Annotated in this window: 23 protein-coding genes; 16 read left to right on the top strand and 7 right to left on the bottom strand. The window is 36.4% G+C overall.

What is annotated here, in order from left to right; genetic code table 11:
- Window positions 1-6: 6 nt before the first annotated feature.
- From AC27G3_RS03275 to cobT, 5 genes are all read right to left on the bottom strand, one after another.
- The gene (locus tag AC27G3_RS03275) at window positions 7-1578 is read right to left on the bottom strand and encodes a cobyric acid synthase (protein WP_487118757.1); all 1572 of its coding nucleotides are present in this window, start codon (window positions 1576-1578) and stop codon (window positions 7-9) included.
- A 10-nt stretch (window positions 1579-1588) separates the two neighbouring features.
- Window positions 1589-2203, bottom strand: a complete 615-nt coding sequence (locus tag AC27G3_RS03280) for a histidine phosphatase family protein (RefSeq protein ID WP_487119368.1) — start codon at window positions 2201-2203, stop codon at window positions 1589-1591.
- 93 nt (window positions 2204-2296) lie between these two features.
- Window positions 2297-2902, bottom strand: a complete 606-nt coding sequence (gene cobU / locus AC27G3_RS03285; protein ID WP_487118759.1) for a bifunctional adenosylcobinamide kinase/adenosylcobinamide-phosphate guanylyltransferase — start codon at window positions 2900-2902, stop codon at window positions 2297-2299.
- Window positions 2899-3708, bottom strand: coding sequence for an adenosylcobinamide-GDP ribazoletransferase (locus AC27G3_RS03290; protein WP_487118761.1), 810 nt, complete (start codon window positions 3706-3708; stop codon window positions 2899-2901). The genes cobU and AC27G3_RS03290 overlap by 4 nt, the downstream gene beginning before the upstream one ends.
- A gap of 60 nt (window positions 3709-3768) precedes the next feature.
- A complete protein-coding gene (gene cobT / locus AC27G3_RS03295; protein WP_487118763.1) occupies window positions 3769-4854 on the bottom strand; it encodes a nicotinate-nucleotide--dimethylbenzimidazole phosphoribosyltransferase in 1086 nt (361 codons plus the stop codon).
- 684 nt (window positions 4855-5538) lie between these two features.
- Between cobT and AC27G3_RS03300 the strand changes: the two genes are divergently transcribed.
- The 3 genes from AC27G3_RS03300 to AC27G3_RS03310 all read left to right on the top strand — a co-directional run bounded on the left by AC27G3_RS03300 (window position 5539) and on the right by AC27G3_RS03310 (window position 8730).
- A complete protein-coding gene (locus AC27G3_RS03300; RefSeq protein WP_487118765.1) occupies window positions 5539-6687 on the top strand; it encodes an acyl-CoA dehydrogenase family protein in 1149 nt (382 codons plus the stop codon).
- Window positions 6688-6754: 67 nt separating this feature from the next.
- Window positions 6755-7825, top strand: coding sequence for a branched-chain amino acid aminotransferase (locus AC27G3_RS03305; RefSeq protein WP_487118767.1), 1071 nt, complete (start codon window positions 6755-6757; stop codon window positions 7823-7825).
- 47 nt (window positions 7826-7872) lie between these two features.
- Window positions 7873-8730: a PA4780 family RIO1-like protein kinase gene (locus AC27G3_RS03310; RefSeq protein WP_487118769.1), complete on the top strand. Its 858-nt coding sequence runs from the start codon at window positions 7873-7875 to the stop codon at window positions 8728-8730.
- 80 nt (window positions 8731-8810) lie between these two features.
- Here the strand turns inward: AC27G3_RS03310 and pgi are convergent, their stop codons facing one another.
- On the bottom strand, window positions 8811-10433 hold the full coding sequence (gene pgi, locus AC27G3_RS03315; RefSeq protein ID WP_487118771.1) for a glucose-6-phosphate isomerase: 1623 nt from the start codon (window positions 10431-10433) through the stop codon (window positions 8811-8813).
- 5 nt (window positions 10434-10438) lie between these two features.
- The gene (gene galU / locus AC27G3_RS03320) at window positions 10439-11344 is read right to left on the bottom strand and encodes a UTP--glucose-1-phosphate uridylyltransferase GalU (protein WP_487118773.1); all 906 of its coding nucleotides are present in this window, start codon (window positions 11342-11344) and stop codon (window positions 10439-10441) included.
- A 679-nt stretch (window positions 11345-12023) separates the two neighbouring features.
- Between galU and AC27G3_RS03325 the strand changes: the two genes are divergently transcribed.
- The 13 genes from AC27G3_RS03325 to AC27G3_RS03385 all read left to right on the top strand — a co-directional run bounded on the left by AC27G3_RS03325 (window position 12024) and on the right by AC27G3_RS03385 (window position 24517).
- Complete coding sequence (locus AC27G3_RS03325; RefSeq protein ID WP_487118775.1) at window positions 12024-13862, top strand: hypothetical protein; 1839 nt, start codon at window positions 12024-12026, stop codon at window positions 13860-13862.
- 201 nt (window positions 13863-14063) lie between these two features.
- Window positions 14064-14783 carry a DsbA family protein gene (locus AC27G3_RS03330; RefSeq protein WP_487118777.1) on the top strand — a complete coding sequence of 240 codons (720 nt, stop codon included), beginning with the start codon at window positions 14064-14066 and terminating at the stop codon, window positions 14781-14783.
- A gap of 145 nt (window positions 14784-14928) precedes the next feature.
- The gene (gene gspG, locus AC27G3_RS03335) at window positions 14929-15339 is read left to right on the top strand and encodes a type II secretion system major pseudopilin GspG (protein ID WP_487118779.1); all 411 of its coding nucleotides are present in this window, start codon (window positions 14929-14931) and stop codon (window positions 15337-15339) included.
- A complete protein-coding gene (locus tag AC27G3_RS03340; RefSeq protein ID WP_487118781.1) occupies window positions 15339-17000 on the top strand; it encodes a GspE/PulE family protein in 1662 nt (553 codons plus the stop codon). Before gspG ends, AC27G3_RS03340 begins: the two co-directional genes overlap by 1 nt.
- Complete coding sequence (locus AC27G3_RS03345; RefSeq protein ID WP_487118783.1) at window positions 16997-18187, top strand: type II secretion system F family protein; 1191 nt, start codon at window positions 16997-16999, stop codon at window positions 18185-18187. Before AC27G3_RS03340 ends, AC27G3_RS03345 begins: the two co-directional genes overlap by 4 nt.
- Window positions 18174-18572 carry a prepilin-type N-terminal cleavage/methylation domain-containing protein gene (locus AC27G3_RS03350; protein WP_487118785.1) on the top strand — a complete coding sequence of 133 codons (399 nt, stop codon included), beginning with the start codon at window positions 18174-18176 and terminating at the stop codon, window positions 18570-18572. Before AC27G3_RS03345 ends, AC27G3_RS03350 begins: the two co-directional genes overlap by 14 nt.
- A 10-nt stretch (window positions 18573-18582) precedes the next feature.
- Window positions 18583-18972, top strand: a complete 390-nt coding sequence (locus tag AC27G3_RS03355; protein ID WP_487118787.1) for a hypothetical protein — start codon at window positions 18583-18585, stop codon at window positions 18970-18972.
- Window positions 18969-19661 (top strand): prepilin-type N-terminal cleavage/methylation domain-containing protein, encoded by a 693-nt coding sequence (locus tag AC27G3_RS03360; protein WP_487118788.1) that lies wholly within the window; start codon window positions 18969-18971, stop codon window positions 19659-19661. Before AC27G3_RS03355 ends, AC27G3_RS03360 begins: the two co-directional genes overlap by 4 nt.
- The gene (locus AC27G3_RS03365) at window positions 19645-20499 is read left to right on the top strand and encodes a hypothetical protein (RefSeq protein ID WP_487118790.1); all 855 of its coding nucleotides are present in this window, start codon (window positions 19645-19647) and stop codon (window positions 20497-20499) included. Before AC27G3_RS03360 ends, AC27G3_RS03365 begins: the two co-directional genes overlap by 17 nt.
- Window positions 20483-21454 carry a hypothetical protein gene (locus tag AC27G3_RS03370; protein WP_487118791.1) on the top strand — a complete coding sequence of 324 codons (972 nt, stop codon included), beginning with the start codon at window positions 20483-20485 and terminating at the stop codon, window positions 21452-21454. The genes AC27G3_RS03365 and AC27G3_RS03370 overlap by 17 nt, the downstream gene beginning before the upstream one ends.
- Complete coding sequence (locus AC27G3_RS03375; protein WP_487118793.1) at window positions 21451-21996, top strand: hypothetical protein; 546 nt, start codon at window positions 21451-21453, stop codon at window positions 21994-21996. Before AC27G3_RS03370 ends, AC27G3_RS03375 begins: the two co-directional genes overlap by 4 nt.
- Window positions 21993-22478 (top strand): hypothetical protein, encoded by a 486-nt coding sequence (locus tag AC27G3_RS03380; protein ID WP_487118795.1) that lies wholly within the window; start codon window positions 21993-21995, stop codon window positions 22476-22478. Before AC27G3_RS03375 ends, AC27G3_RS03380 begins: the two co-directional genes overlap by 4 nt.
- On the top strand, window positions 22475-24517 hold the full coding sequence (locus tag AC27G3_RS03385) for a secretin N-terminal domain-containing protein (RefSeq protein WP_487118797.1): 2043 nt from the start codon (window positions 22475-22477) through the stop codon (window positions 24515-24517). The genes AC27G3_RS03380 and AC27G3_RS03385 overlap by 4 nt, the downstream gene beginning before the upstream one ends.
- Window positions 24518-24620: the final 103 nt, after the last annotated feature.

The raw sequence follows: 24620 nt of genomic DNA on the forward strand, positions 1-24620 counted from the left end.
TGTACATTACTGAGACGACCAGTCAGAAATTATTTGGTTGATTTTTTTAATATCTAAATGCTGCTCGCAAGCATTTGCGAGTTTCTCAATCGCTAAATCTTCTATGTCTGCAATATTATCGGTTTGCGCTATTTGCGCACCAGCCCATTGAGCAATAAGTGATAGCGCAGAAGATTGATCGAACAATCCATGTAAATAACAACCTGCTACTTGCTGATCATCACTTACTAGCCCCTCTTCTGTATTATTAATATTGAGTAGTGATTTACATGAAGACTGTGTAATTAACTGGCTCACCCCCGCGTGGATTTCATAACCTGAAACTTCAACCGTTTGATTAAGCAGCGACAATGTACCTTTCACGTTCGTTAACGTTTTGCTTTTATGTAACTCAGTATTTATTGGCAAATAACCTAAACCAACACTTTGACCCGGCTGGCTTTCAACCCCTTTTGGATCGTTAATCAACTCTCCTAACATTTGGTAACCACCACAAATACCAAAGACTTTACCGCCATAGCGTAAGTGCTTGGCAATGTCTTTATCCCACCCTTGGCTCCGTAAAAAGGCTAAATCAGCTCGAACATTTTTACTACCGGGTAAAATAATTAAATCGCATGGCGGTAAGGTCGCTCTATATTCAGCACTTTTAATCGCGTCATCTTTAGCAAAAATAAACTGGCAATCTATTTCATCATGGAGTCTTAGAGCGTCAAAATCGGTATGGTTGCTAACCCTTGGGTAAATTAAAACAATTACTTTAATCGCGATTTTGCGATCATGCGTTGGCTGTCTTGTTACAATTGCATCTTCTGAGGCAACTTCTAAACCATGTAAGTAAGGCAATACGCCTAATACAGGCTTGTTTGTTTTTTCTTCTAGCCAAGTCAAGCCAGAGGTTAATAACGACAAGTCGCCCCTAAAACGATTAATAACAAAGCCAACCACTCTGTCTTGCTCTGTTTGCGACAACAACATTAACGTGCCAACCAGTTGGGCAAACACGCCCCCTTTATCAATATCGGCAATAATAATTACTGGGCAGTCTACCGCTTCGGCAAAGCCCATGTTGGCAATGTCACCTTCTCGTAAATTAATTTCTGCCGGGCTACCAGCGCCTTCAACCACAATTAATTGATGTTTAGCCTTTAAACGCTGATGAGAAGTTAATACCGCCTCCATAGCCACTTTTTTATAGTCGTGGTATTGCTCAGCTTCCATATCGTTAATCGCTTTGCCATGAATAATAACTTGCGCACCAGTATCAGAATTAGGTTTGAGCAGGATTGGATTAAAATCTACTTCTAGCGGTAATTTTGCCGCTTTTGCTTGTACGGCTTGCGCTCGTCCGATTTCACCACCACAAACAGTAACCGCGCTGTTTAACGCCATGTTTTGCGGTTTAAATGGAGCAACATTAATGTGTTGCCGTGCAAATAATCGGCATAAACCGGTAACTAAAGTGCTTTTTCCAGCATCTGAAGTTGTCCCTTGTACCATAAGAGTGGTTGACTGTGTTTTTTGATTATTTACTGAAGCTGAACGGTTAAGTGCTGTAGTCACTTGGGTATATTCCATTTTAAGATAATTAAGTTGCGGCTGATACTGGCAAACCAATAAACTCAACCTTACTATGCCAAGTGATTTGATTCGGCATGCGCTGAGGGTTTTCTGTGTATGTAGGTGTAATTAACAACCGGCATAAGCTTGCATTGTTAATTGACAGGCCTTGATACCAAGTTGGGTTTTGCCAATCAAGATTTAACACATGGGCTAAAATCATTCGAATAACACCGCCATGGCATACCAATAAAACCCTTTGTTTTGTTTGTTCTTTACTCTTTTCTTTAGACAGTGCTTGTTCGATAAGCCGTGTCACTAACTGCTGCCAACCTAAAACCACTCGTTGATTAAATTCAAATAGCGTTTCAGCTGAGGGTAAAGTTGACTTAGCAGGCTGTTGCCAGAATTTTTCCAATAATACCCAATGGTGTTGAGCATTCGGTAATAACGCCTCCCCTCCTATAAGTTGTTCGAACGCGACACCATCTAAGTCACCAAAATTCATCTCTTGAAAGCTATCATCACACTCTAGAGGCGATAAAGAGAGTTGACTGAGCTGTTGTGCAACTTCACGACAACGTTTTAAAGGAGAGCTAACAACAAGATCATAAAATGGCTTAACTTGACTTAAAGCAGTAATAACTTCTTCATCTTATGAGGTAGTGCTGCTACATCGGTTTTACCGTATAGTGCGGCTGGCCCGTCTATTTTACTGTGTCTTAGCAGAGTTATTTCAATCATTGTGTTGCTCAACACAGCTTTTAATCGCTTTAGCATTAGTCGATTTCAAAGTCATTGGTATCCCTGCCGTCACTAATGTCACTTTATCGGCAATAGCCGCTACTTTTTGATTTAACCAACCGCAATGATCAACAAACAACCGTGTGGTACTTCCCATAGGAATAACGCCAAGCCCTACTTCATTACTAACAATAAAAAATGTTGCTTGTGATGCGCTCAGTGCAGCAATAAATTGGTGCACATATTGACTCAGTAATTCATCGGTTTTTTGTTCTGTTTCATTGTCTAAGGCGAATAAAAGGTTATTGAGCCAAAGCGTTAAGCAATCAATTAAATAGAGTGATGTTTCGCCATTTTTATCGCTAGCTTTTGTGATCACTTCAGCTAGCATTATTGGACATTCAATTAATTGCCAGCGCGGATCGCGATCTTGTTGATGTCGTTGAATACGCCTAGTCATCTCATCGTCAGTGTTAGTGGCAGTGGCAACATAAGTTAATAAAGTCTCACTTTTATTATTTAACGCAAACGATAGCGCTTGGTTTTCAGCAAAACTCGATTTACCGCTTCGGGCACCACCTAAAATAAAATGGATCATATAACGCCTCCTAGCATACTGTTGTTAAGGAACATAACAGCGACCATTAAAATTAAAATTTCGGCAAGTTGCTGTGCAGCACCTAGACAATCCCCTGTAAACCCGCCGATTTTTTTATTCAAAAATCGGATAAAAAACTTTCTAAAAATGATCAGTGCTAGCAAACAACCTAAAACAAATTTAACGCCATAAAAAAGCAGAGGTAGGCAACCAACTATGACTAAAATAGTGATATCTGTTGAGGTTTGTGTGGTCGCTAAAGGCTTACTTTTATTATTTCCTTCTTCACTGACATAAGATAAAGAGGTGATTAAACTTGCTGCTACCGCTCTTGATAACGACTGACTTAATAACAAAGCACTCACTATCAACATAGCCCCGTGGTTAGCTATTTCAACTAACAAACTAAACTTTAAGGCGAGCGCCATTACCAAAGTTACAGTACCGTAGGTGCCAATTCGGCTATCTTTCATTATAGTTAAACATTGTTCTGTACTATAACCGCCTCCTAAGCCATCTGACATATCAGCTAGGCCGTCTTCGTGAAACGCCCCCGTTAACAGTAAGCTTAATGTCATGATTAATAAAATAGAAACTTCAATACCAAAAAACTGAGTCGCCACATAGTAAAACAGCGCTAAAATAGCTCCTAATAATAGACCAACTAAAGAGAAATAACGGTTAGATTGACTTAATAGCTCAGGAGAATATTGCATCGATTGAGGCACGGGAATTCGGGTAAAAAAACTTAACGCAAGATAAAACAAATTAAGTTGCTGATAAAATTGGGAAGGCAAACTTTTCATACTCTTCTTTAATATTCCTTAATAGCTCATTTATGTTATGCGCTTAATGCCATTTTTGGCTCAAACAGTTACGCCTGCACTTTCAAAGCTTGCCATATTGTTATAAAAGCTTGCCGCCGCTTGTAATAATGGAAAACTCAATGCCCCGCCAGTGCCTTCACCTAAACGTAACTCTAAAGATAACAATGCTGAGGCATCTATTTCTTTTAATAATAACTGATGGCCTTGCTCCTGTGAAAGATGAGAAAAGATAAGATAATCTTTTACATTACTGTCCATTTTAATAGCAACTAAAGAAGCAACACTGACAATAAAACCATCAATAACCACGGGTAATTGCGCTTTGGCGGCAGCTAAAATAGTGCCCACCATTTGAACAATTTCAAACCCGCCTACTTCACTTAACATGTTTTTAATTTGAATGATTTGCTCATCAGATTTTTCAGAAGGATTTAATTTTTGTAATCGCGCTAACGCTTTTTTAATAAGTGTAATTTTAACACTAAGCTGTTCATCGGTTATTCCAGTCCCTTTACCCACACATTGTTCAACACTATATGGCGTTAACGCAGAAAATATCGCGGCAGCGGCACTGGTATTCGCAATTCCCATTTCTCCAAGTAACAACACAAAACGACCGTCATTAATTGCTTGTTCTACAAGCGCTTCACCATAACAAATGCCTTGTTCAACTTGAGCAAGGCTCATGGCTGGCTGCACCGAAAAATCATTAGTTTCACAGCCTAGTCGCTGTTGAATAAGCTGAGAATAATCGCCTTTTATTGGTGTTAATATACCGCAATCTATCACTTTCATATCAATACTGGCGGTTTGACAGAAACAATTAATCGCGCCACCGCCATGAAGAAAATTAAGCACCATTTGCCCAGTCACATCACTTGGCGCAATACTTACACCGTGTTTATTAATTCCGTGATCCCCTGCAAAAATGAGCATAACTGGTTTCGATAATTTTATTTTATCAATGGGTTCTTCTTTATTCTGGCTTTGTATAAGTGCTAACTGCATCGCCAGAGGTTCCAGTTTACCTAGCGACCCTAGAGGTTTAGTTTTACTATCGATTTTTTCTTGAATTTTTTCTTGGTGTTGACGATTTAGTGCATTAGTTTTAGTGATGGTTATCATGAATAATTACGCTATTAATTAACAGTAATTTTAATAAAAGTACTTTTAAGAAAATTAACTAGTTCAGTAAAGACAATAATGACGCGTTGTTGCAACACAGTGCAGCAAGGAAATCAAATATTGCCGTGTATGCCCGCACGGGTTTATTCTGTTTAGGGCCTATTGCTCTTTCGCGGTTGAATTTTGTTCAAGATAAAAGCGTTTTAATCGCGGCGAGTAGTGTGAAGCCTAGTTATTTTAAGCCAATACTGCTCAACAATGAGTAAAACGTTTTTAACTGAATCCTTCGGACAGCGTTTGTTGGGCATTTTCACTGCATTATCGTCTTTTCATGTGGAAAACCGCATATCAAAAACTCTGCCTTGTATAAATACCCAAAAAATCGCTGCAAAAACAAGCTCTAAAGATCAACAAAGCCTAATATATTTTGAAAAGTATCTGACTCATAATTGATTGACGTGCTATAAAAGCTCAAAAAATTAACTACAGTTGCGGGAACAGTTGGGAGTTTGTAAAGCTTAATTCACAATGTAGAGTTCGTGAACATATTCGCTTTGCAGCACCACATTCCTTTTAAAGTTTTATTACTTTATTATTCATTTGCCTGTGCAAAAAGATTAAAAGATAAAACACCAAAATATGCTGGTGATAATAGCAGAGAAACTAGACGGAAGTTAACAAGATATGCAAATCACTTTTACCGATGAAGAAGTAATGATCCAAGAAACAGCAAAACAGTTTGCTGAATCTGAACTAAAACCCAATGCGGAGAAAGTTGAAAACCCTAACGAACGCGCACTCTTTTTATCGAATATAAAAAAGCTAAGCGAACTAGGCTTTATGGGTATCAATGTTAAGGATCAATACGGAGGCATTGAGGCTGGTAGCGCTGCGTTTAGTTTAGCAATAACTGAATTAGCTCGCGGTTGCGCTTCTACTGCGGTTACTACATCAGTTACTAATATGGTTGCCGAAGTTATACAGGCTGTTGGTAATGAGAGTCAAAAGCAGCACTATCTGCCCAAAATATGCTCGGGAGAATACTACGCTACAGGTTTTTGCTTAACGGAATCTAGCGCAGGCTCAGATCCTTCTGCCATGCAAACTAAAGCTGTTAAAGAGGATGACCACTATATTCTTAATGGGAGCAAGGTATTTATTACCTCTGCAGAATATGCAGGTGTTTTTGTTGTCTGGGCAGTGACAAATCCTGAAGCACCACGCGGTAAAGGTATTAGCTGCTTTTTAGTCGATAGCACACTTGACGGTATTTCTATTAGTAAAGCAGAAGATAAAATGGGGCAAAAAGCATCTGCTACTAATGAGGTGAATTTTGTTAATTGTAAAGTGCCTCAGTCTGCTTTACTTGGTCAAGAAAATAATGGTTTTAAAATTGCGGTTACCGAGCTAGCTGGCGGTCGAATTGGTATAGCTTCTCTTGCCTTAGGTTTAGGTTTAGAAGCACTTGATTATGCGAAAGAATATATAAAAGAACGTCAACAATTTGGTCAGCCATTAGCTAAGTTTCAAGGATTGCAATGGATGCTCGCCGACCGTTACACCGAACTTGAAGCTGCACGATTATTAATAATGCAAGCAGCAAGTAATAAAGATAATAACTTACCTTTTGCAACTGCTGCATCGATGGCAAAAGTTTTTGCTAGCGAAAAGGCCAATGATGCTTGCTACAGCGCATTACAGTTACTTGGCGGCGCTGGTTATATCAAAGAATACCCTCTTGAGCGCCTAGCGCGAGATGTTAGAATAACCACGATTTATGAAGGAACAAGCGAAATTCAGCGACTTATTATTGCACGGGATATTTTAGCGTAAAAAAAAGTGTTATTATGCGCCATCAAAAATTGTAAATGTACAATATCTCGTAGTTTAAGGAAGTAAAATGTCTATTGAAATGCAGCCACTAGCGGAAGATAAACGCCGCGCTTGTCCAGAAGAGTTCAGCTTCGGCGCAACTTTTTCTGATCACATGTTCACACAAGAGTATGATCAAGATAAAGGTTGGCATAATGCGTTAATCAGCCCATATCATTCATTATCTTTAGATCCTTCTGCTGCCGTCTTTCATTATAGCCAAGAAATATTTGAAGGCTTAAAGGCTTACCGCACAGCTGACGGAAAAGTTAACTTATTTCGCGCTGAAGAGAACTGTAAACGTTTTAACCGTTCAGCAAAACGTATTGTAATGCCTGAAGTCGATATTGAATTTCATCTCGATGCTATTAAAAAATTAGTCGCTCTTGATCACAAATGGGTGCCTGAACAAAATGGCTCTTCGCTTTATATTCGCCCTACCATGATTGCTACCACACCAAAACTAGGTTTAGGTGCAAGTGCAAGTTACACACACTTTATTATTGCAGGCCCGGCTGGCGCTTATTTCGCTGGTGGTTTACAACCTATTTCAGTTTTTGTTGCCGACGAATACCGCCGCGCAGTAAAAGGCGGTGTAGGTGAAGCTAAAACTGGCGGTAATTATGCTGCAAGTCTTTATGCATCTGAAGAAGTGAGTAAAAAAGGTTATTCGCAAGTACTATGGTTAGATGCCATTGAAGGTCGCTATGTTGAAGAAGTCGGCGCAATGAATATTTGTTTTGTTTACGAAGGCAAACGCATTGTAACACCAACGCTTAGCGGTAGTATTTTACCTGGTATAACTCGCGACTCAATTTTACAACTTGCTCCTGCTATAGGTTATGAAATCAGTGAAGAACGCCTAGATATTGAACAAATCCTTAGTGATATAGAAAGTGGCAAAATTACTGAAGTATTTGGTTGTGGCACCGCTGCAGTTATCTCTCCTGTGGGCGGTTTTTGTTATAAAAATAAAGATTATATTATTAATAACAATGAAACTGGCGCTGTGTCAAAACACCTTTACGATGAACTTACCGGTATTCAATACGGCACAAAAGAAGATCGTTTTGGCTGGATAAAAACCATTGAACTGTAATGTTTCAAATGACTTTTTCACTCTTACTTTTCTAACAAAAGACAGTTATGAAAACACCTAAGCGCTTACAACCATTGCTTGATGATGGCTTAATTGACGAAGTTATTAGCCAATTAATGAGCGGCAAAGAAGCCACTGTGTATGTTGTTCGCAGTGGTGACGATATTCGCTGCGCTAAAGTTTATAAAGAAGTCAATCAACGTAGCTTTAAAAAAGCAGCGCAGTATCAAGAAGGTAGAAAAAGTAGGAATAGTCGTCGCTCAAGGGCTATGGAGAAAGGTTCGAGTTATGGCAGAAAACAACAAGAAGAAGCGTGGCAAAATGCTGAAGTAGATGCACTTTACTTACTCGCTAGCGCAGATGTTAGAGTTCCCGCCCCTTTCGGATGTTTTGAAGGGGTTTTATTAATGGAACTTGTCACGACAGATGACGGTGATGTAGCCCCACGTTTAAACGATGTGGTTATGTCGTCAGAACAAGCCATTGAAGATCATCAACTTATGATGATTTATGTCATGCGCATGTTATGTGCTGGTATCGTCCATGGAGATTTATCAGAGTTTAATGTGCTCGTAGACGATTACGGCCCTGTTATTATTGATTTGCCGCAAGCCGTAAATGCCGCTGCTAATAATAATGCGAAAGCTATGCTACAACGTGATGTTGATAATATTACTGATTATTATGGGCAGTTTGCGCCACAACTTTTAAAAACCAAATACGCACAAGAAATGTGGGCGCTATTTGAAAGTGGTGAATTAACACCAGAAACAAAGCTTACCGGCTTATATAAAGAAAATACGCAATCTGCCGATGTTGATACCGTTTTAGAAGAAATTAAAGCAGCATTTGCCGAAGAGCAGGCTAGATTAGAAAGAATTCAAGAAGCAAACGAAATAGAATAACATTGCACTCTTGTGTTGGCATTATAAATGATAATGCCAACATCCTTAATCTATTTACGTCTGATCACCTAACCGTTAAACTAAGCATTAATAAAGCGTTTAATTAAAGATTGACTTGAAGGTGATAACGTATTAATTGGCTTGCCATTCATAGCTTCTAATACCTGACTACTTAGTTGCTTACCTAACTCCACTCCCCATTGATCAAATGAATTTAATTGCCATAACACTCCTTGAACAAATATCTTATGCTCGTATAACGCCAGTAAAGCCCCAAGGGATTGAGGGTTTAATGACGGCAAAAGTAACGTATTACTTGGCGTATTGCCTTTCATAGTTTTATGTGGCGCTAATTGATCAACTTTATTAACACTGTTGCCTTCAGCTAACATGTCTAATGTTACTTCTTGTAAACTCTTACCTTGCATTAACGCTTCACTTTGAGCAAAACAATTAGCTACTAAAGCTTTATGGTGCTCATTAAATTGACTACTTCCTTTTATAGAAACAATAAAATCAGTAGGAATAACTTCATCACTTTGATGCATTAATTGCATAAAAGCATGTTGCCCATTAGTGCCTTCTTGACCAAATAAAATAGGCGCTGTCAACCAAGGAAGTTTTTCTCCATTGATGGAGACAGATTTACCATTGCTTTCCATATCAGTTTGCTGCAAATAGCCAGGCAATGCTCTTAACCCATGTTCATAGGGAATTATAGCTAAACTGGAGTAATTCAAGCCATTTCGATTCCACATACCTAACAATGCCATAATTACAGGCATATTATTTTTAAAATCTGCGGTGGTAAAGTGCCTATCCATCTCGAATGCCCCCTGCTTTAACTTTGAAAAATTCTCATTGCCAATCGCGAGTGCTAAGGGTAAACCAACCGCCGACCATAACGAAAACCTGCCACCTAGCCAGTCCCAAATAGGTAATATATGCGGTGTTTTCAAACCAAAATCTTTAGCTTTTTCAGCATTTGCCGTAACAGCAAGCCACTGTTTCTCCATGCAAACATTAGCGCTATTTTCACATAAAGAAGACAACATCCATTGTTTTACTGCTTGAGCATTTAATCTCGTTTCTTGGGTTGAAAACGTTTTAGAGATTACAATAACCAGCGTAGTACCAGGCATTAATTTATCAAGTTTTTCTTTAACAGCACCACCATCAACATTAGCTAAAAAATGTACATTTAATCCCGTAGTGTGATATGGCTGCAAAGCAGTTAAGCTAACTTTAACACCATAAAAAGATCCTCCAATACCAATCACTAACACGTCAGTAAAAGCTTCTTCGCTATAACTTTTTAGTTTGCCAGAGCAAACATCAGAAACAATTTTACTCATTTTTAATTCAGTACTAATAACCGCTTCGGCACATTCTGGTATGACTTTTCTTTTTATAGGGTTGGGTGCTCTCAAAACGGTATGTAAAACTGAACGGTTTTCTGTGATATTAATTTTTTCTCCTGAAAACTGCGCTTGAATTTTTCGGGGTAATTCAGTTGATTCAGCCCAATTAACTAAATTTGTTAATTCATTCAAACTGACATTTTGTTTTGAATAATCAAGAAAGAGACTTGCTGCGCTTATTGAGAAATCGTTGATACGAGGTTTATCATTAAAAAGGCTGGTAATTAGTCGTTTATTTGCTTGTATCGTTGCAGTAGAAAAATCAAAAAAATTCGTTAACACGCTACTTAACTTCCTTTTGCTATTAATGTTCGTAAAAAGTCTTTGAATTCACTACCAAATTCTTTATCCCGTAAACCATAAGTTACATTCGCTTTTAAATAACCAAGCTTAGAACCACAGTCGTGTGATTTACCCGTCATATGAAATGCTTCAACGGCTTCTTTTTCCATCAACATAGCAATCGCATCAGTTAATTGAATTTCATCACCAGCACCCGGTGGTGTTAACTTTAATAAACCCCAAATTTTTTCAGATAATACATATCGCCCTACAACAGCTAAGTTAGAAGGAGCTTCTACTACTGGCGGCTTTTCAACAATTGCTGACATTGGTTTCGACTCGCCTGCAGCTAACTCTTGCCCTGCACAATCAACCACACCATAACTGCTCACTAATGCCATCGACACAGGTTCAACCATTATTTGGCTATGCGTTGTTTCATTATATCGCCTTAACATTGCAGCTAAATTTTCTGTGTGTAAATCACTGCTAGCATTGTCCAACAGAACATCAGGTAATATAACCACAAAAGGCGCATTACCAATAATTGGGTGTGCTTTTAATACCGCATGACCTAAGCCTTTTGCTTCCCCTTGTCGAACATGCATTATAGTAATCCCTTTAGGGCAAATCGCTTGAATTTCTTCTAATAATTGCCGTTTAACGCGTTTTTCTAAGGTAGTTTCAAGCTCAAAAGATTTGTCAAAATGATTTTCAATGGCATTTTTAGACGAATGAGTCACCAACACGATTTCAGTAATGCCTGCAGCAACACATTCATCAACAATATATTGAATCATGGGTTTATCGACAATAGGCAACATTTCTTTAGGAATAGCTTTCGTTGCAGGTAACATGCGTGTGCCAAGACCTGCGACGGGGATTACTGCTTTTGTGATTTTATTAATCATAGACTTTCTAAATTGCTCTTATTTTAAGTAAATTAAATACTATATCCGCTTATATATAAATAGTTTCCGGTAAATGGTTCGATTATAATTAGCTAAAAGCTATATAAATAACGATATATGCCATTACACCTTTATATACTTTACTCATAATACTTATCTATTAAAGAGTAACATGTAAACCTACGTATGTATTATTTAAAACAGCCTTAAAAACAAGAAGATAAAAAAAATAAAAATATAAACTGAGCAAAGCAGCGTTCACAAATTACAACTTTAACTTCCTTACCACATGAATAAAATTGCATAAAAATTGTAAAATAATTGAATGGCTTGTATGAATTTTACACATTTTTACACTTTTTATGATTTAAACACATTTTTTTAGACTAACTAGTTGACAATAAGCGAGTGAGCCTTTAAATTTCAGTCTCGTTATTGTTTTAGCTCGTGCTTTTTATAGTAATTGTAATCAAGTGTAAGCTTACATTACAAAAGTAGTAAAGGAACGGCATGCCAATATTAGAATTCTTTATTATGGTAGCTGCGCTTTTTACAATAATAAATTTGAACGTGATTAAAATGGTAGTGAATAGAAACTAACTAGTTTAAACTGAACACGTGTTCACAAGTTATTTAATATATATAAGTAACTTAAAATAAAAAATGGAGATAATCTCGAATGAAAAAATTTAATTTAGCCGCGTTACCTTTAGCTGTTGCTGGTGTTTTAGCCTCAACTTCTGCTTTCGCTGGTACAGAAGCTTGTTTTGAAGTATACCAAACAGGTGCAGATGGCGCAGTGACTGATTTTGATACGCTTTTTACAAAAGCATCTTGTAGTGTTAATGATGTTCGTGATGCAGATTTAGCGGTTAATGACTCTATCGGTATTGCGTACGAGCTTACTAATGTAGACGCTGATGGTAAAAACCAATATGTAGTTGACTTTGATAATACTGATGAAGCAGTTGATGTTGCTACAGGTACAGACCAACATATTGTGTATATTCCTACAACCGATATTCCTCCGGGAACATTGATTGAAATGACACTTACTGGGTCAAATGCAAAATTTGCAGGTAATAACAACCTTATTCACCTTGCTAAATATGATGAAGTTGCTGCTGATGGTTCATTTCTTACTGCAGCATCATCAGATGGTCAAGTAGATGGTGAAAATGTAATTACTTTTATTACTAAATCAGGTGTTACTATCGGCGCTGGTTCACGTTTAGTGCTTTCTCGTGTATCTGATGGTGCAGGCTTTGCTGACCTTGAACCTGTAGGCATTGATTTAGGTAATTCACAATGTACTACTGCTGACAGTTCATCTTCTGTAACGCTTTCTGTTACAAAAGCAAAAACTGATGGTGGTTTAGGTTATAGTATTGAAGGTGCTATCTCAAAGAAAAATATTATTGCTGAGATTTCTCCACAGTTTTACGCATTACACGGCGGTTCAACTGCTGAAGCATTAGTAAATGCTGAAAGTTCAGACATTGCAGGTGCAGCTGTTGTTGCACGTACTCAGTTTGTATTTGACTCTGCTACGCCAGATGACAACTTAGTTGTTCAACAACAACAAGTTATTTACAAAACTTCATTCTACGATAGAGCTGCAGTACTAGAACGTAACCATACAATTCACGCTGATGATCACTTAGAGACTAAATTTGTAGCTAGCTCTAACCCTGGTGCAGAAGTTGAAATGGGCTTTTATAACGCTCAAGATCTTACAGCAGCAGCAAATGCAGCACTATCTCAACAAGAAGAAGTTGAAGACACTGTTATATGGGGTGATTTTGGTTTAACTGAAGCAACTGCAACAATGTATGATACTGAAGCTACTTTAGTATTTACTCCTAGAGAAGATGTTACAGTTGAAACTAACCCAGCGGCAGCTGACTCTAACTTGTTCGGTGCAGCTTATAACGAAATGTTTTATGTTGTAACAAACGAGCGTACGGCTAACACTGGTGATGAAATCATGGATTTCAACTACAAAGTTGATACTCATTACACATTAGACTTTTCTGACCAAAGCTTGTTAGATCACTGTGCTCAAGAAAAGAACACACACGATATTGGTGTAAACGGTGCGGTTCTTAAAGTTCCTTACGTAATTTCTGCTGAAGGTAACTTCGTACGTATTACTAACGAACATGATGAAGCTGCTGAAGTTACTTTCGATATGTTTGGTGAATCAGATGACGGTACATTAAACACTCGTAAAGTTACGGCTGTTGCTTTAGGTACTGTTCCTGCACAATCTTCTGTAGTTTACTTAGTATCTGAGTTACTAGCTGAAGCGATGTCTCAAAAAAGCTATACTGGCCCAGACGGCGGTTATGCTGAAGGTGACTTAGGTTCTAACATGAAATCAGGTATTAACCGTCATACAGTAACATTTACTGTAACTGCTCCTCGTGATTCAGTTCATGGTGTTGCTGTACAAAAAGTACTTGGTGGTTTAGACCGTGTAATGCCAGTACTTGACCAAAACGAATGGTCACAGTAATAGTACTATTACAAATTTAGTTACATTTATTTAATGATGTTAGCCAATAAGTACAGGTTATTAATTGCTAAATAAAAACTAAACAGTACAATAAAAACCCTCGCAATTGCGGGGGTTTTTTTATTTTGAATTAATCGAAAATAATTCTAATTCCCTCCCAGTTATTGGGTATTACTAAACTTATTTATTAAAGGAAAACATGTGAAAAAGTTAATCATTGTCGCACTAGCTATTTTAATAAGTGCTTGTCAAAACAATTCAACAGAAACACAAGCAGAAATAACACAGTTAAAATCAGAAATAAAAGCACTTAAACATATTCAAACGCTAGTCGCTCAAAAAGTGGGGCTGGGTGAATTAGTGCGTGCTGATGAAATTTCAATTAAGGATGGCCAACGTGTTGGTAGTGAAGACGCTCGTATTGTATTGCTTGAATTTACTGATTTACATTGCCCTTTTTGTGCTCGTTACCACAAAAACATATGGCCACAATTAAAAGCTGATTATATTGATACGGGCAAAGTGTTATTTGTAGGTAAAGAACTACCGTTAGCTAACATTCACCCAAGAGCAGCTTATGCCGCAGTAGCTTTACGTTGTGCTGCAGCACAAGGTAGTTATACTGACGCTAAGAATTTTTTATTTAAGAAGGGTTCACAATTGCAAGCAAGTGATATGGAAACTATTATTACTGATAATAATTTAGACAAAGCAAAATTTGAAGCCTGTTTAAAGGATGTTCAAGTCCATAATAAAATTTCTAACTCATTGCTTGAAGCAAAAAAACTAGGGTTTGCTGCTACGCCTACTTTTGTTATTGGAAAGCGCCAAGGTGGTGTTATTACAGATTATGAAATAGTTAGCGGAACAGGTTCAGTTGAAAGCTTTACCATCATTATTGATAAGTTATTAGCTCAGTAATAATTGAGTAAAAACCATAATTACATTGAAGTTTAATTGTAATTATGGTTTTTATATACGAATAAGTTCAGTAACATAACAATGCAACTTTACGATAACATCACAAAGTTGCTAACACCGTACACGTACGAAAAGTTAGAGGCATATGAAAAATTATACGCGTAAAAATTCAGGATTTACCTTAGTTGAATTACTTATTGTTATGGTAATTTTGGGATTGTTATCTGCGATTGTAGCACCTCGTATGTTTAGCAAGGTAGCAACAGCAAAGGTAGGTACTGCAAAAGCACAAATGCAAGTCATTGCTACCGCATTAGACTCATACCGTTTAGATATAGGGTATTATCCTGATAATTTAAATCAGCTCGTTTCTTCTGAGGATGAATGGTGGGACGGCCCTTATTTTCCCAAAGCAATTCCTTTAGATCCATGGAAAAACACTTATCAATATAGTCGTACTAAAAACGAACAAACTGGTGAAGGCTTTTCGTTAAAAAGTTTAGGTAGAGATAAAAAAGAAGGCGGTGAAGGTGAAGACGCTGATGTGGAATTATAATGTGGAACGCTAAAGTTGAAGCTTACATTCGCCAATATGAGTTAATTGATAGTAATAGACTTGATGAAGCAAAAAATTATCAAGTAAGTTCAGGACATAATATAGAGCAAATATTATCGCATTCAGGCTGGATTGATGAAGACCAGTTATGTGAAATGTATTGCCAGTTATTATCAATACCTCATTGGCAAGCTGGTTTTAACCTAACTTCTGTACAAATTTCCACATTGAATGATGTTAATTTCGATTTTTTAGCAAAATACCAAATGATCGTCGTTAATATAGAAGCCCGCGCGCTAACCATTGCAATTTGCTCTCCACACCACTGTGAGGCCTTTGACTATACGCGCTTTTTACCTTACGACGTAAACTTTGTCTGTATTACCGAAAAAGATTTTGAGCTATTCCAAGAACAATATAAAACACTATTACCGAATGCGCACAGCGTGGATATTAGCGGTGACAATGTTGAAATGCTTAAAGAGCTTGCTCTAGGAGCTCCTACTGTAAATTTAGTAAATAACCTGATCAATAAAGGGATTAAATTAGGTGCTTCTGATTTACATATAGAGCCAATTAATGGTCGCTTTAGAGCTCGATATCGCATAGACGGTATTTTAAAAGAAGCAGATCCTATCCCACATAGCTTACAATTGGCTGTTATTTCGCGCATAAAAATTCTATCAAACATGGATATCGCCGAAAAAAGACGCCCACAAGATGGAAAGATAGAAATGCGTGCAGGCAGTACTGATTTGGATATCCGTTGCTCTACTCTACCCTTGGGTCAGGGTGAAAGTGTTGTTATGAGATTTTTGATTAAAAATGCAGTTAAATTCGACTTACAAAAACTCGGATATGCTGAAGATCTTATTGCAAGAGTTAATGAAGATTTAAAACGCACATCCGGTGTTATTTTAATGACTGGCCCAACCGGATCGGGTAAAACCACTTCTCTATACTCTTTTTTAAATCAAATAAATACACTAGATATTAAAATTATCACATTAGAAGATCCTATAGAGTATCAGTTACCTGGCATAAACCAAGTTCAAGTAAACCCTGATATTGGTTTCGACTTTTCTGCTGGGCTTCGTAGTATTGTTCGCCAAGATCCCGATGTGATTATGGTTGGTGAGATCAGGGATAATGAAACCGCTAAAATAGCATTGCAATCTGCACTAACTGGCCATTTGGTTTTTAGTACCGTACATACCAATGATGCACCATCTGCCTATACGCGTTTAATGGAGTTGGGTATTGAAGAATACTTACTTAATGCTGGCTTAGTTTCTATTATGGCTCAACGCCTAGCAAGGACCTTATGTAGCCACTGTAAAAAGCCCAGCGAAGAAATTGAACTGATAGAAAAATATGATCTTGCTGAGTTAGCGAAGAACTATAATATTGATAACTTTACCATTTACACATCAGTTGGTTGTTCACATTGTGAAAACTCTGGTTACTTGGGACGTGTCGCCTTTTTAGAGTATTTGCCATGTGATATTCAAGTAAAACGTTTACCAAAAGATGAAAAACTGTTAGATAATTTACATTTATTAATGAAGGAAAACAACTTGCGTTCATTAAAGGAAGATGGTTTTCTTAAAGCATTACAAGGTGTTACTTCTATTGACGAAGTACTTAGGGTGGCTGGGTGAGTCAGTTATTTCGCTATAAAGCATATAACCGTGCCGGTAAGCATGAAACAGGCGAGCTTAGTGCAGAGAATAATGCAGAAGCAAAGCAACTGCTTACCCAACGAAATTTATTAGTTATTAGTATTTCGGCGATAAAATTAACGCCCTCCTCTTCTAAGGTAACTTTAACTGATATTGAACAGTCTACAGAGCAATTATCTATTTTATTGAACAACGGTTTGAAGATTGATAAAGCTCTTGAGGTATTATCTCGAACCAATAGTAAAAGTGGTATTGGTAGAATATGGAAAATAATTCTTGAAGAGCTTAAAAAAGGAAAATCGTTGAGTGAATCTATCGAAACTCAAGTGGATATATTCTCGACATTGTATTGCGAAATGGTAAAAATAGGAGAAAGTACCGGTAATTTGCCTAAAGTATTTACCCGTTTAAGTGAAAACCTACGTTTTCAAATAGGTTTGAGAAATAAGGTAATACAAGCCATAAGTTATCCTTTTTTCATTTTACTGGTTTGTATTAGTGCTATTTGGGCTATTTTTAACTTTGTAGTACCGAGTATGTCCACCATGTTTGAGTCGATGGAGGAGGTACCTTCATACACACAGTTTTTACTTGATGTAAGTCAAAATGTTCAACAGTATCAAATTCATGCGCTTATCCTTGTTATATCCTTGATTTTTTCAGGCATTTATTTATTTAACCAGCCTAAAACTCGAAATCAATTCATGACCTTTGTGGTTAAGCTACCTTTAATTAAAAGCGTAACCAATAAAGCTGACAGAATTCGTTTTGCAACAGCTTTACAACTTACTCTCGAAAGCGGAGTTAACTTATCTAACGCGCTTAAACTTGCTGGTGAAACTGTTATAGATGTTCAACTAAAACAAAAGCTGATTACCATTGCGAGCCAGGTTTCGTCCGGAAGCCAACTGAGCGATAGCTTACAAACTGTACACTTATTTGATGATGTGGCGCTTTCACTTGTCGCTGTTGGTGAGGAAAGTGGTACCTTAGCTAATTCTTTTCGTGAAATTGCTTCAAGATCGCGACAGAACTTCGAAAGTTGGTTGATGAAATTTACTGCATTACTAGAACCTTTATTGATATTAGTTATGGGTGGTATTGTCGGCTCAGTAGTTATAATTATGCTATTAAGTATTGTGTCGATTAACGATGTATCGTTTTAGTTATCATTCTCACAAAGGCTTTACATTAATAGAGTTATTAATCGTATTAGTGCTAATTGGCTTAAGCTCATCATTGGTTGTGCCCTCTATGTGGCAACAACTTGAGCAAACCCAATATCGTTCAGAAGTGGCAAAAATAAAATCTTTGGTTAACTACTGTCGCCATTACGCCTATTACAAAGGTGGAGTATTAGAAGTCAGAATCAATAATAACAACCTCTCAATAGAAGATCAAAACGACGGAGAAGTTTTACGTGTGCTTGAATTTAAAACACTCAGCTTTGAAAAACAAACGTTACGTGTTGACCAACAGTCTAACTTCAACAGTTATACGCTAAGCATTATTAGAAAAGGTGAGGAAGTACCGGTTGAAATTAAAATATAAGCAGCGCGGAATGACACTTATTGAAGTACTTATCGCGGGTATTATTCTTTTTATTTCTATTAGTGTTATTAGTATGGTTACTCGTACTAAAATATTGAACGAGCAAAGATTAGCAAAAACAATCGAACATGCCTACTTGGCTGAGTTTTCTCAAGGAACTATTAAATACCATCTTGAATACACTCAAGAAAGACAAGGAACATTCTTAATTGCTAATACTGAATATCAGTGGTCTGCACGTATAAAAGAAGCTAAACCGCCAATGAGAGAGCTTAGTAATTCTGAAAGTAGAAGGGTGACACCAAAAGACCTTTTAACGCTTTATGATATAACAATTACACCAGTTGGTAATAAAAAGGCTATTTTTGAGTATTCCGAGCTATTGTGGGCAATTCAATGAAAAAATATAAAGGTTATACGCTCATTGAAGTACTTGTTGCTATGGTTATTTTTAGTATTGTAATGACGTTAGCAGTTTCGTCGTATCGATACTTTTTTACTGCAACAGGTGATAAAAATAAACAGGCTTATGCTCTTAGCCTACTCACACAACGTAAAATAATTAATACTAGCATTAGAGCAATTGAACCCTATTATTACCTTAGTTTTAATAACAAGTCTAAATTGTTTTTTCACGGTAAAAAAAATAGTGTTTCGTTTATTTCATATACCTCTAGTTACCTAAATGAACCTTTAGTTATTGCTACCCTTTTTATTGCTAATTCAGGCAAAGAACTACGCTATTGTGAACGCGCACTAGGAAGTATATCACTTCAAAATTATCAATTTCGTGATTCTGATTGTCATGATAGTAAATTATATTTGACGGGGGAAAATATTAGTTTTGCTTATTTTAGTTGGAAAGATGCGTATGAGTTAGATAATTATAATTCAGAATATCTTAATATTTCAGTGCGACCTCAGCCTATATGGCGAGACGAGTACAGAAGTGCTGAAACATTAACGTTACCATTGTTCATTAGAATAAAAGCCGCGATTGAAAAAAGCTTAATACCCAGTGAGTTTATGTTTAAAATGCCGCAAGAACTGCCACAAGCGAAGCGAGATAAAAATGCAACCTCAGGGTAAATTTCATAACCAACAAGGTGCAGCATTACTGATTGTTATAATGATTACCGCTATAATGTCTATTATTATGACATTAATGCTACATCAAAGTCGGTTAGATATGAAACTAACGGGGTTGGTTAAGCATAGAACATTAGCAGAAATCAGTCTAAGAAACACACAGGCTAACTTTACTTATGACCTTATAACGTCACCGTTGCATCTGGTTGGCCCAAAATATGTTTCAGACTCGGTAATATTTGAGTCTTTGGTAGATGACTTCAAAGGTTCTGCTTCAACTAATGGTGCAGTATCTATCGCAGTACAAGACTTAGGTGGCTTAGTCTCTCTGTTACCGTTAGATGAAAAAAATTTTAATAAATTGCTAATTACTCAAGGTTACACTAATGAAGATTTATTAGCATTTAAAGACAGGTTGGACGACTGGCAAGATGCTGATTCTCTTACTCGACTTGAGGGTAAAGAAAATGGCGATTATCTTAACTACCCTTTCTTTCCATCAAACATGCAAATTCAGAACGTAACAGAACTCGCCTATATGCTTGAACCCAGTCTTTATAATAAAATATCTCCTTGGCTAGTTCTTTATGGTCAAGGCTATATTAATAGACAATATACGCCTGAGGCTTTATACTCCGCGGCTGGAATACATATAACAAATAATAAAGAATATGCTCTACAATCAGCGTCTGAAGGGGGGTACAACTACCCTTCTGGCCGTTATTTGGTTAAGTTATCATTTGATGACAAGGGTGTTTCTTTAAATAAACAATTTCTCTTAACTAGGGGGCTGGAAACTTTGCAGCCTTTTTTCATAACCAATGAAAAATTATTTTAGACGTTTTTTTTGTATAGAAAATTATTTTAGTATTGGCTACGCTTTTAGTGAAAAAAATGGATTATTTCATTTAAAAAAACCAATTAAAAAACGAGTATTGGCTAATATTTGTTTACTCGAACGTGATTCATACTGGCAAGCTGAACGCCATTACAGCAATATTAATATTGCTGATTTACCTAAACTAATTAAAGCAGAAGCAGCAACAATAGCACCCTTTTCAGGCACTGTTTTTTGGCAAATAAAAAAGGTTAACACAACACAAGCAAATGTAGTTTACTTTGCGGTACCTAAAGAATATATGGCCGCGATTAATAAAGAGTGTCAGTTTGTTTACCCTTTAGATAGTAAACCATTAAATAATGAAAAAAATATCGACTTTATTTCGAATATAAACAACTCAGGTAACATTGATAACAAAGTATTGGAGGTTGGTAAAACGAGTTTTTATAACCTCGTTGGCTTTTATGTAACTAAAGCAAAAAACGAGGACCAGAAAAAACAACGTATTTCTCTTAAACAACTGCTTGTATTTAGCTTTTCTTGTGTCTTTATTTTTACATTAATATCGTCAATTTATCTTAATATGAGTTTAAGCTACTACAAAGATCTGGTGATTAATAATAAAGGGGCTGTAAACCAATCTTTAAGAACCCAAAGTGAATTAAAAACAAAATATCAATCTAAACAAGAATTTGATTTATTTGCACAAGAGAATAGAAATGTACTTTCAATACTTAGTGATTTTAGTTTTGAAGGTGAAAAGTATAATATTCAAAGAGTTGATCTACATCCGAAAGGAGTTAAGCTCACCGGTACTTCTGAAACATCGGCAACTAACCTTTTAGCTATTTTATTAAAACAACCTTCAGTTAGTAGTGCTAAGTTCTCTAGAGCAGTTTCAAAAAACCGCTCAGGTGAAGATGTATTTGTGATAGAGGTAGTATTCATATGAGCGGTTTTTCATTGAATTTAAAGACTGGCGGAATAATCACTATAATTATTATATTATTGTCAGAATTTATAGTTTTACCTTGGTTTGAGTGGGTTGATGAAGCAAGAGCCACTATTAAGGCTCAACAAGCGACTTTACTTAAACAGCAAAAATTAATTGCCAAAGCTGTTATTCTAGAGCAACAAAGAAAAGTACTTGAAACTGATTTCACTAATGAGTTAGCTGATTTTGTAGTTATAAAACACAAAGAAGACTCTGCTGTTGTTTGGCTTAAAGAAGTAGAAAGTCACTTAACCAAGTACGATTTAAAAGTGAATAGGAAATCACCATTGCGAGAAATTGAAATTAATCAAGAGTTTGCTGTATTTTCTGGCAGAATTAATGTTACTGGAAGTTATAATAAGGTATTAAATTTACTTGAAAAACTTGAGAATTATCAAATAGGCAACAGAGTAAGGCAATTACGTTTAAATAGTAATAAAGCCACATCTGATGTTGTGACTGCTGACATTGAGTTTTTAAAGGTGTTTAAGCGCTCATGAGAAATATTCTAATTGCTACTTTTGTATTTTTAGGGTTATGTTGGCTTTTTTTCACTACTATCTTAATAACAAACGACAGTATCGACGTACCTGAACAAGCGCCTAACTCTTTAGTGATAGATAAATTTACGCCCCCCGTTACAAACATTGAAAATTTGGCTTTGTTTCTGGGTATTGATTATCAAAAAGATGAAAGCGACATTGAGTTAATAACAACAAGAACCAAAGATGTTGAAGTCGAAATCTTAGTTATATATACCTCAGACAATAAACATAAATTACGTATAAAAACCTTAGTTGAAGGTGAGAAAAAACAATTTGATATGCTGGTAGGGGATAAACTTTATGATTATACCTTAACGGCAATTAATCCAAGTTCTGCAGAACTAAATAATGGTGAGAAACACGTTACTTTAAAAATATTTAAAACCACTATTATTTCAGTCACTGATTTACCGAAGGAAGTATCTGACTCATTATGAACACCTCTTATATCAATATAAAAAAGATAGTTATCACTTTTGCTTTATTTTCTCTTGTAGCCTGTACTACAACAAAGCAAGATGAGGCAATTAAAGAAATAAACCTAAGAGATTCTGAAATTTCTATTAATCCTTCAATACTACGTACTAATGTGATGGACGAAAAAGAATCCGATGATAAAAAGGTAACTAACGATGACTTAAATGGTAAATTTAATGTGACTGAAGTACCTGATTTGGGAGGTATAAATAAGTCTATTGACCAAGCTAAAAAAGATTTACACCTTGAAGGTGAGCCAGTTACTTTTGTTGCTGACCAATTAGGCGTCAAAGAGTTTTCGCATAAAGTATTTAATGAATTATTGAATATGAATTACGTATTAGCTCCCGATTTAGCTGCTTCTAAAACGAGTTTAACCTTAAATATTTCAACTCCTATTTCACGTACCGCTTTTTATGCTTCAGTAAATGAAACCTTAACTCAAAATGAAATAAGCACTTACAGAAAAGATGACATTCTATACCTAGCTAAGGCGTCTCGTAATAACAAAAAAAATAGTATTACATTAGGTATTGGTATTAATGAAATAGATGTTCCCGATATTAGCGGCCCTATTACACATATTGTTCCTTATACTTATAGTGAAAGTCGTAATATTAGTAGTATTATGAAAAAGCTTTCTACGGCGCAAGTTACGATTAATTCATCACAAAAGTTAATTATTTTAGAAGGCGAACGTAAAGAAATAATTCGTGCTTTAAAAATTATTAATATGTTAGATGTCCCCCGCGCTTTCGGTCGAAAAATACGATTATTTGAATTTGCTCACGTAACACCTGAGGATGCAATCAACCAAATAACAGAGTTGTTAAAAGAAGATGGATTCTCAATTAATACTCCTGCTGACATTTCCTTTGTACCAATGACTAGAATTAACTCTTTTGTTGCTTATGCTGCAAGTGAGGAGGTAATTGATAGAATTCACTACTGGGCAAAAAAACTTGATGTACCATTAGCTGGCGATCAAAAACAATACTTTGTTTACAAACCTCAGTATGCTAAAGCAGAAGATATGCAAACGGCACTTAAAAGTCTTTTAAGTGGGGCTCCATCTAATACATCACCAAATAGTGGTAGCGATCAAAGTAAGAATAGTGCGCGTAACACTACCTCAGGAGTAAAGACGCAATTTAGTTTAGATAAGCAACAAAATGCTTTAATTTTTAACGTTACACCAATTGAATATAAAAAGATTTTATCATTGTTAGAAAAGATCGATGTGTTACCTGGGCAGGTTATTTTAGATGTTACTATTTTAGAAGTAACGCTTAAAGATGATATGAAATCGGGCATCGACTGGCTTTATGATAACTCCACCAATAAATCTAATTTAGCTAAAGTGGACCTTTTGAGTTCAGGGTCTATTGCAGGTGTTTTCACTTCAGGTAATTGGCAAGCCAACTTAAATTGGAGCGAAGAGCAAGATGATGCAAGAGTTATTTCGAGACCTTATTTAATTGTTCGTGATGGACAGTCGGCGTCTATTAGTTCTGGTGATCAAATTCCAATTATTACCCAAGTGGTTGAAGATGTAGGTAACACAGGGTCAGTTTCAAATTCTGTTCAATATCGCTCAACAGGTGTTAATGTATCAATTACCCCGACAATTAATTCAAATGGCGTTATATCATTAAGCATAACTATGTCTGTTAGTAGTAGTAAAGCTAGTGCGAATACACAAGTTCAAACGCCTACCATAACTAACCGTGCAATTAACACTGAAATTATTTCACGAAATGGGCAAACAGTAGCGTTAGGTGGTTTAATTCAAAAAAATAAAAATGCTATTGAAAATGGCGTTCCCGTTTTAGGTTCTTTACCTATTCTAGGTAAATTATTTTCTAGTACTACCGATACATTTACACGTACTGAGCTAGTGATGCTTATTACAACTAAAATTGTTCATGACTCAGTTCAAGTAGATGAATTCAGTGAGGCTATGTCTGAATTATATAGCGCACCTATTGTTATAAAGTAGATTAAGCTATAACAATAAAACCAAACAATCAGCCTATAAACTTCCATTTATAGGCTGATTAACTTTTATAGTTTATTAATATTTATTTTTTACTCTACTAGCA

The organism is Colwellia sp. SU-HH01217, assembly GCF_057543495.1.